The 8,385-nt window shown below is 67.2% G+C and carries 7 protein-coding genes; 3 read left to right on the top strand and 4 right to left on the bottom strand.

What is annotated here, in order from left to right; all coding sequences use genetic code 11:
- The first annotated feature begins 386 nt into the window (after positions 1–386).
- From prpE to AB4Y84_RS07200, 3 genes are all read left to right on the top strand, one after another.
- On the top strand, positions 387–2,267 hold the full coding sequence (prpE, locus tag AB4Y84_RS07210) for a propionate--CoA ligase (RefSeq protein ID WP_442244808.1): 1,881 nt from the start codon (positions 387–389) through the stop codon (positions 2,265–2,267).
- Positions 2,268–2,490: 223 nt separating this feature from the next.
- Positions 2,491–2,994, top strand: coding sequence for a hypothetical protein (locus AB4Y84_RS07205; RefSeq protein ID WP_312787218.1), 504 nt, complete (start codon positions 2,491–2,493; stop codon positions 2,992–2,994).
- Positions 2,995–3,040: 46 nt separating this feature from the next.
- A complete protein-coding gene (locus AB4Y84_RS07200) occupies positions 3,041–4,084 on the top strand; it encodes a suppressor of fused domain protein (RefSeq protein ID WP_442244807.1) in 1,044 nt (347 codons plus the stop codon).
- A gap of 65 nt (positions 4,085–4,149) precedes the next feature.
- Here the strand turns inward: AB4Y84_RS07200 and AB4Y84_RS07195 are convergent, their stop codons facing one another.
- The 4 genes from AB4Y84_RS07195 to yczE form a co-directional block, all read right to left on the bottom strand.
- Entirely contained in the window at positions 4,150–4,761 is a 612-nt protein-coding gene (locus tag AB4Y84_RS07195; RefSeq protein ID WP_442244806.1) for a glutathione S-transferase N-terminal domain-containing protein, read from the bottom strand.
- An 86-nt stretch (positions 4,762–4,847) separates the two neighbouring features.
- On the bottom strand, positions 4,848–5,306 hold the full coding sequence (locus AB4Y84_RS07190) for a cell wall hydrolase (protein WP_025878087.1): 459 nt from the start codon (positions 5,304–5,306) through the stop codon (positions 4,848–4,850).
- Between the two features lie 299 nt (positions 5,307–5,605).
- Complete coding sequence (locus AB4Y84_RS07185; protein ID WP_442244805.1) at positions 5,606–7,636, bottom strand: FAD-dependent oxidoreductase; 2,031 nt, start codon at positions 7,634–7,636, stop codon at positions 5,606–5,608.
- A gap of 106 nt (positions 7,637–7,742) precedes the next feature.
- A complete protein-coding gene (gene yczE / locus AB4Y84_RS07180; RefSeq protein WP_100435861.1) occupies positions 7,743–8,372 on the bottom strand; it encodes a membrane protein YczE in 630 nt (209 codons plus the stop codon).
- Positions 8,373–8,385: the final 13 nt, after the last annotated feature.

Genomic DNA, 8,385 nt, shown 5'->3' with positions numbered 1-8,385 from the left:
TGAACGAAGAGCATCCACGCATGGCGTGGATCTACGTGTCGACCAAGGTCGACACCCACCAACAGCAGCGGGAGTCGACACCCACCAACAGCGGAGGGAAATTGTCGGAGGCGGGGAGGGGGCAGATGGCGGGGGCGTGAGCGCCAGGGATGGCGCGACCGAGCTTACAGGGACGTACTTGCAGCGTCCCCCGCCATCTGTCCCTTCCCCGCCAACCCCGGAATCTGCCATTGCTGTTGCTTCGGCTGTTGCTGTTGCCGTTGCTTCCGCCTCTGCGGGTGCAGGGCGCAGCCCTGCCGGCAACACACCCCCTACCAAGGTAGGGCGGCCCACGCGCCAGTGCCGGACTATGCTCGAACCATGACTTTGTCTGGGAGGGCTGCGTCATGAACTACGAGGAAACCTACCGCCGTTCGATCGACGAGCCGGAGGCATTCTGGGGCGAGGAAGCCAAGCGCATCCATTGGCACACGCCGCCGCAACAGGTGCTCGACTACAGCAACCCGCCGTTCCGGCGCTGGTTCGTGGGTGGTGAAACCAACCTCTGCTACAACGCCGTCGACCGGCATCTGGCCGACCGCGCGGACCAGCTCGCACTGGTCGCCATCTCCACCGAAACCAACAGCACCCGCGAAATCACCTATCGCCAGCTGTATCGCGAAGTGAACGACTTCGCCGCCGTGCTGAAACACCTTGGTGTCGGCCACGGGGATCGCGTGGTGATCTACATGCCGAACATGGCCGAGGCCGTGTTCGCCATGCTTGCCTGTGCACGTATCGGTGCGGTGCACTCGGTGGTGTTCGGTGGTTTCGCCGCACACAACCTCGCGCTGCGCATTGACGATGCCAAGCCGAAGCTGCTGATCGCCGCCGATGCCGGCATGCGCGGTGGCAAGCTCATTCCTTACAAGGCGATGGTCGATGCCGCCTGCGCCGAGGCCAGCAATCCGCCGCCGCACGTGCTGATCGTTTCGCGCGGGCTGGACCCGGCCGAGCCACGCATCGAAGGGCGTGACGTCGAGTACGCCAGCCTGCGTGCGCAGATCGGCGAAACCGATGTGCCGGTGCAATGGCTGGAATCGAGCGAGCCCAGCTACCTGCTGTACACCTCCGGCACCACCGGCAAGCCGAAGGGCGTGCAGCGCGATGTCGGTGGCTATGCGGTGGCGATGGCGCAATCGATGCAGACCGTGTTCGACTGCAAGCCCGGACAGGTGATGTTCTCCACCTCCGACGTCGGCTGGGCCGTGGGCCATTCCTACAACGTGTATGGCCCGCTGATCGGCGGCTGCACCTCGCTGCTGTACGAAGGGCTGCCGACCAACCCCGATCCGGGCATCTGGTGGGCGCTGTGCGAGCAGTACAACGTACGCACGATGTTCTCTTCGCCGACCGCCATCCGCGTGCTGAAGAAGCACGACGCCGATTTCATCCATCGGCACGACCTCGATGCGCTGAAGTATCTGTTCCTGGCCGGCGAGCCGCTGGACGAACCGACCGCACACTGGATCAGCGACGCGCTGGGCAAGCCGATCATCGACAACTACTGGCAGACCGAAACCGGTTGGCCGGCATTGACCCTGCTGCCTGGGCTGGACATGAAGCCGGTGCGTTTCGGCTCACCGGGTTTCCCCAATCTCGGCTACCGCATGAAGGTGATCGACGAGAACACCGGTGAAGAAGTGGCTGCCGGGCAGAAGGGCGTGCTGGTGATGACCCCGCCGTTGCCGCCGGGCTGCATGAGCACGGTCTGGAATGACGACAGCCGCTTCCTGCAGAGTTACTTCAGCCACTTCAAGGAACTGCTGTACAGCTCGCTGGACTGGGCCATCCGCGATGACGATGGCTATACCTTCATCCTGGGCCGCACCGACGATGTGATCAACGTGGCCGGCCACCGCCTGGGCACGCGTGAGATCGAAGAGGCCATCTCCAGTCACCCGCGCGTGGCCGAGGCAGCGGTGATCGGGGTGAAGGACGAATTGAAGGGGCAGGTGCCGCTGGTGTTCGTCACCCTCAAGCAGGGGCTCGATGGCGAAGACCCGGCCGCAGTGGTGGCCGAGATGATGGCCACGGTGACCGCCTCGCTGGGTGCGGTGGCGCGACCGGCGCACATCCATGTGGTCAACGCGCTGCCCAAGACCCGTTCGGGCAAGCTGCTGCGTCGCTCGCTGCAGGCATTGGCCGAGCAGCGCGACCCCGGCGACCTGTCGACGCTGGACGACCCGGGGGCGCTGGAAGAGATCCGCCGCGCGCTGGGACGATGATCAGAGGTGGTACCGGCCGCTGGCCGGCAACCTCGGGATTGGCGGGCTGCCGGCCAGCGGCCGGCACTACCCCTCGGGCGAAGGACATGCGCTAAGCTCCGGCTGTCATCGACCTGCAACACGCGGTACGCGCCGGGGAACGCGCGTGCCATCCGGGGATGGCGAACAGGGGAGCGTGCCCGCAAGGGCGCGCATGCGTATCGCATCGTGGGAAGGGGGAGCTATGGCACTGCTGCATGCCAAGACGGCCGCTGGCCGCCAGGAGATCGAAGATCGTGCCCGGCGCCTGCCGGCGGCGCTGCGTTCGATCCTGTTGATGGTTGACGGCCAGCGCGATGAAAGCGAACTGCGCGGCTTGTTCGAAGGACTGCGCGCACCGCAGGATGCGTTGGAGCAATTGGCCGCACTCGGCCTGATCGAAGTGGTCGGCGGCAGGGCCGAACCTGCGGCACAGCGCGGGCTGTGCAGCGGCCGCGAGCACGATCCGGCGCTGTACCAGCAGTTGTACGACGCGATGAGCGATGCCGTGCGCCGCCATCTCGGCCTGAAAGGCTACTTCATGCAGTTGAAGATCGAGCGCTGTACCGACGCGGTCACCCTGGAAAAGCTGTGCCCGGAAATGATCGCCGCGATCGGCAAGGCGCGCAGCCCGGCGCTGGCACAGCGCTGGTGGCAGGAGATCCAGGTATCGCTGGCACCGGTCACCGCCGAGGTCGTGCCCGGCTGACACGCGGGGTAAAGTGGTCCGCTCTTTTTCCGCCCAGGAGCCCCGCATGCAGGACGACACCGATACACCCGGTTGGGATGCGATCAATGCCGCGCTGGCGCCGCTGTACGCCGGCCAGGAGCCGCGTCACTTCGGTACCGCGTTGCCGTACACGCTGGGTGGCCAGGATCCGCTCGACGGCATCAGCGTGTACTGGGCGGAGGCACCGGTTCCGCATTGGCACTACGTCACCTACGGCCTGTCGGAACTGTATGCAAAAGAGAGCAGCGATGCGGCCACCAGTGGCTACGGCTTCGAGCTGACGTTCCGCCTGGCTGCCGACAAGGGTGAGCATGCGGACAGCACACCGCCTGCGTGGCCGATGAACCTGCTGCAGAATCTGGCGCGCTATGTGTTCAGCAGCGGCAATGTGTTCGAGGATGGGCATCACCTCAACGCCAACGGCCCGATCGCGCTGGAGACCGATACCCGTCTCTGCCATCTGGCGTTCATTGCCGATCTGCAGTTGCCCGCGCGCGATACCGCAAATGGGCAGCTGCAGTTCCTGCAGGTGGTGGGGCTGACCGATGAGGAAATGGGCGCGATCAAGCGCTGGTCCACGCGCGGTGTGCTGCAGGTGCTCGAGCCGGCGATGTCGTTGTGGATCACCGATCTGCATCGCGGCAACCTGCTGGATGATCCGGCGCTGGCCGCGCAGGTGCAGGCCGGCAGCGAGCGTGAGGGATCCAGTACAGGCATGTTGTTCATCGAGACGCTGGACTGGCGGCAGACGGCCGGCATCACCACGCTGGTGCTGGGGGCAGGGCAGGTCGGCAGCGTGGGTGAACTGCTGCCACTGCGCCTGCGCCACGGCAAGGCACTGACGCTGGTCAGCCGCGAACGGCAATGGGAGTTCATGCCTGCCACCGATGGCGCCGCCGCGGTGGAGAGCGACAACGTGCGCTGGCTACTGGACGACGCGGCGTTGCAGGCCTGGCAGGACGTGCGGCCGGAACGCGGAACCTACACGGTGTCGAGCACGTTGCAGGTTGAAGTGGTGCCGACGTTCCTGCGCGATGCGAAGGGCGAAGTGATCCGCGAAATCGGCTGACAGCGTCGATGGAGCCGATGGGGTCAGAGCCGTTCGCGATGCGAACGGCTCCGACCCCGGTTCCATCAGGCCAGGCCTTCGGCCTTCAGCGCCGCCTGCACGCCCGGATCGGCGTCCATGCGCGCCTTGTAGGCGGCGAGGTTGTCCAGGCCCGACAGGTCGACCTTGGTGCCGGCCGCCCAGCGCAGGGTGATGTAGAAGTAGGGATCGGCGAAGCTGCGGAAGCCGGCCAGCCACGGCTTGTCGGCCAGCTGCCTGTCGGCGGTCTCGAACAGGGCGCGCAGGCGCTTGTGCGCCGCGGCGCGGATCGCGTCGTACTGGCCTTCATCGGCGATGAACTTGCCCGGCGCGAACAGCGGCGAGAACGCCGGGTGCACGTCGGAGTTGACGAAGGCCAGCCAGCGGGTGGCTTCAGCGCGCTGGCGCGGGCTGCCATCGCCACCGAGACCGGCCTGCGGGTAGCTGTCGGCGATGTAGCCCATGATCGCCGCGTTCTGCACCAGCACGAAGTCGCCATCGACGATCGCCGGTACCGCGCCGGCCGGATTGATCTTGAGGAATTCCGGACCCTTCAGGGTGTCCTTGTTCAGCAGTTCGACCTCGAACGGCTGGCCGGTCCACTGCAGGGCGATGTGGTCGGCGGTGGAACAGGCACCGGGCTTGCTGTACAGCTTCATGGGAACTCCAGGCGGGGTGTGGCGGGAAACCACCACTATCCCAGAGCCCAGCCGCACGCGGCAACGCTGCCACCGGCAACGGATCGTTACGACTGCCGGGGCTTGAGGTTCTGCACTTTGTAGAAGGTGTGATCGCCGATGGTGGCCACCTGATAGGCGTTGCGCCAGTTCGGGCTGGCGATGGCCAGCGCAGCGAAGTGGCTGGCGCCAGGCACGATCTCGCGGCGCTCGCCGGCTGGCAGCGCCCAGTTGCGCTCGGCGTCGAAGGCCACGTCCATCGCCTCACTCCACGCCGCATCGTTGCCCAGCTGGGTGCCGGGGGAGACGATGGTGGGGGCGAACTGCTTGCGCGCGGTCACCACCTGGCACATCGAGTCGCCCCACAGGCCACTGTCGAGGCGACGCAGGGCGACCTCGGCCACCGCCTGCTGCCCACGCAGGGTCTGGTCGCGGGCTTCCAGGTAAACGGTGGTGCTCAAACACAATGAATCAGCGGCCGGCTGCGGCAGCAACTGCGACAGCCAGAGAATCCAGGCCAGTTTCATATAACTCCTTGCTCCGTGTGGGACGCACCTGGCGGTTCCGGCAGCGCAGGCTGCTGGAGGCGGGGTACGACTTGGCGTCATGGGGAGGCGGCCATCGGGGCTGCCCCGTGGGCGGCCCCAAGAACACGATCGTGGATCGATCGGCGGGGTCCGCACCGGCTCACCGGAAACTGGCTGGTGAGCAGAAAGTTGGCGCAAGGTAGGGGGGCATTGCCGAACGCATCCTGAATCGTCCGGCTTGACATTCAGCTTGGGGGCCGGTGACGGAAATTACATTCCGGCCCCCATTCAGGTGTTCATCAGAGCGTGGCGGCGAGCCGGCTGCCCTGATCGATCGCACGTTTTGCATCGAGTTCGGCGGCCACGTCTGCACCACCGATCAGGTGTGCGGTGATGCCCGCGGCCTGCAGTTCGGCCTGCAGCGCGCGCTGCGGTTCCTGCCCGGCACAGATCACCACGTGGTCAACCGGCAGCAGCTGTTCGGTGCCGTCCACGCGGATGCGCAGGCCCGCATCGTCCACGCCCAGGTACTCGACACCGCCCAGCATGCGCACGCCCTTGGCCTTCAGCGTGGCGCGGTGGATCCAGCCGGTGGTCTTGCCCAGGCGGGCACCGGGCTTGCCGGCACTGCGCTGCAGCAGCCACAGCCTGCGCGGCGACGCCTCCACGGCCGGGCGGGCCAGTGCACCGCGGGCCTCGAAGGTGGCATCCACGCCCCATTCGGCCATCCAGCGTTGCGGGTCCAGCGATGGCGAGGGGCCGTCATGGGCAAGGAACTCGCCGACATCGAAGCCGATGCCACCGGCGCCGATGATGGCGGCGCTGGCACCCACCTCGACCCGGCCCAGCAGCACGTCCAGGTAGTTGACCACCTTGGCGTGGTCGGCACCGGGGAAGTCGACCTTGCGCGGCAGGATGCCGGTGGCCAGTACGACCTCGTCGAAGCCGGCCAGGCTGGCCGCGTCGGCACGGGTGCCCAGGCGCAGCTGCACGCCGGTCTCGCCCAGTTTGTGGCGGAAGTAGCGCAGGGTCTCGTGGAACTCTTCCTTGCCGGGAATGCGCTTGGCCACGTTGAACTGGCCACCGATCTCCTCGCTGGCGTCGAACAGGGTGACCTGGTGGCCGCGTTCGGCAGCGACCGTAGCGCAGGCCAGGCCGGCCGGGCCGGCGCCGACCACGGCCACCCGCTTCGGTGCGGTGGTCGGGGTGTAGACCAGCTCGGTCTCGTGGGCGGCACGCGGGTTGACCAGGCAACTGGCCAGCTTGTTTTCGAACACGTGGTCCAGGCAGGCCTGGTTGCAGGCGATGCAGGTGTTGATGGCCTCGGCACGGCCGGCGCGGGCCTTGTTCGGCCACTGCGGGTCGGCCAGCAGCGGACGGGCCAGCGACACCATGTCGGCACCGCCATCGGCGAGGATGCGTTCGGCCACCTCGGGCATGTTGATGCGGTTGGTCGCCACCAGCGGCAACGACACGTGCGGCTTGAGCTTGGCGGTGACCGCGGCGAATGCGCCACGCGGTACCGACGTGGCAATGGTCGGAATGCGCGCTTCATGCCAGCCGATGCCGGAATTGAGGATCGTCGCACCGGCGGCCTCGATGGCCTGGGCCTGCTGCACGATCTCTTCCCAGTTGCTGCCGTCTTCGACCAGGTCGACCAGCGACAGGCGGTAGATGATGATGAAATCCGGGCCGCAGGCTTCGCGGATGCGGCGCACGATCTCCACCGCGAAGCGCATGCGCTGTGCGGCATCACCGCCCCAGCGGTCATCGCGCTTGTTGGTGCGCGGGGCGATGAACTCGTTGATGAGGTAACCCTCCGAGCCCATCACTTCCACGCCGTCGTAGCCGGCTTCGCGGGCCAGCTTCGCGCTGCGTGCATAGTCGGCGATGTGCCGCTCGACGCCGCTGGCCGACAAGGCGCGCGGGGTGAACGGATTGATCGGCGCCTTCAGCTTCGACGGCGCTACCGACAGCGGGTGATAGGCGTAGCGCCCGGCATGCAGCAGCTGCAGGCAGATCTTCGCGCCGTGCTGGTGCGCGGCGGCGGTCAACTGCCGATGCGGGCGCACTTCCCAAGGCCAGGACAGCTTGCCGCCGAACGGCTTGAGCCAGCCGACCACGTTCGGCGCGAAACCACCGGTGACGATCAGGCCGACGCCACCTTCGGCGCGCTCTGCGAAGTAGGCGGCCAGGCGCGGGAAGTCGCGTGCGCGGTCCTCCAGGCCGGTGTGCATCGAGCCCATCAGCACCCGGTTGCGCAGCTGGGTGAAGCCCAGGTCCAGCGGGGCGAACAGGTGGGGGTAGGCGCTTTCGTTGGCTGGCGACATGTCGATACGCTTGCGTACGGAAGCGCGAAGGGTGCCGCGAAACGGCTCCCGGGGCAAGGGCTGCCTCGCTCGGTAGCGCCGGGCCATGCCCGGCCTACCGGTCAGCTCAGGGCGATTGCGGTTGCCGGCCAGCGGCCGGCACTACCGGTGTGCGGCCGATCCCGAACCAGCCAAGCGTGACCCCGCACAACGGTCCGATCAGCAACGCGAAGGCGAGCGTGCCGACGCCGACATTGCCGCCCAGCCACCACCCCAGCAGCAGCACGCTGCCTTCAATCAGGCTGCGCACCTTCCAGATCGGCCAGCCGGTGCGCGCGTGCAGTCCAGTCATCAGGCCATCGCGCGGGCCAGGGCCGAGCTTGGCGCCGATGTACAGGCCGGTGGCCAGCGCCACCAGCAGCATGCCGGCGCAGAACATCGCCACCTGCCAGCCGAGACCGACGGCCGGGGGCAGCAGCCACAGTCCGAACTGGGCCGAAGGGCCGATCAGCATCACGTTGAGCACGGTACCGACACCGGGCTTCTGCCGCAGCGGCCACCACAGCAGCAGTACCAGCGCGCCGATCACGTTGGTGGCCAGGCCGAACGACAACGGGGTCTGTGCAGCAATGCCCTGCGACAGCACATCCCACGGCGCGACACCGATGGCGGCGCGGATCATCAGCGAGGCGCCGAAGCCATAAAGGAACAGGCCGATGATCAGTTGCAGCAGGCGCAGGGGCAGGGCGGTGGGCATGACGGGCTCGGGG

This window comes from Stenotrophomonas sp. 2YAF22 (assembly GCF_052114665.1).
GTDB lineage: Bacteria > Pseudomonadota > Gammaproteobacteria > Xanthomonadales > Xanthomonadaceae > Stenotrophomonas > Stenotrophomonas indicatrix.
This window is presented reverse-complemented; position numbering and strand designations above follow the sequence as displayed.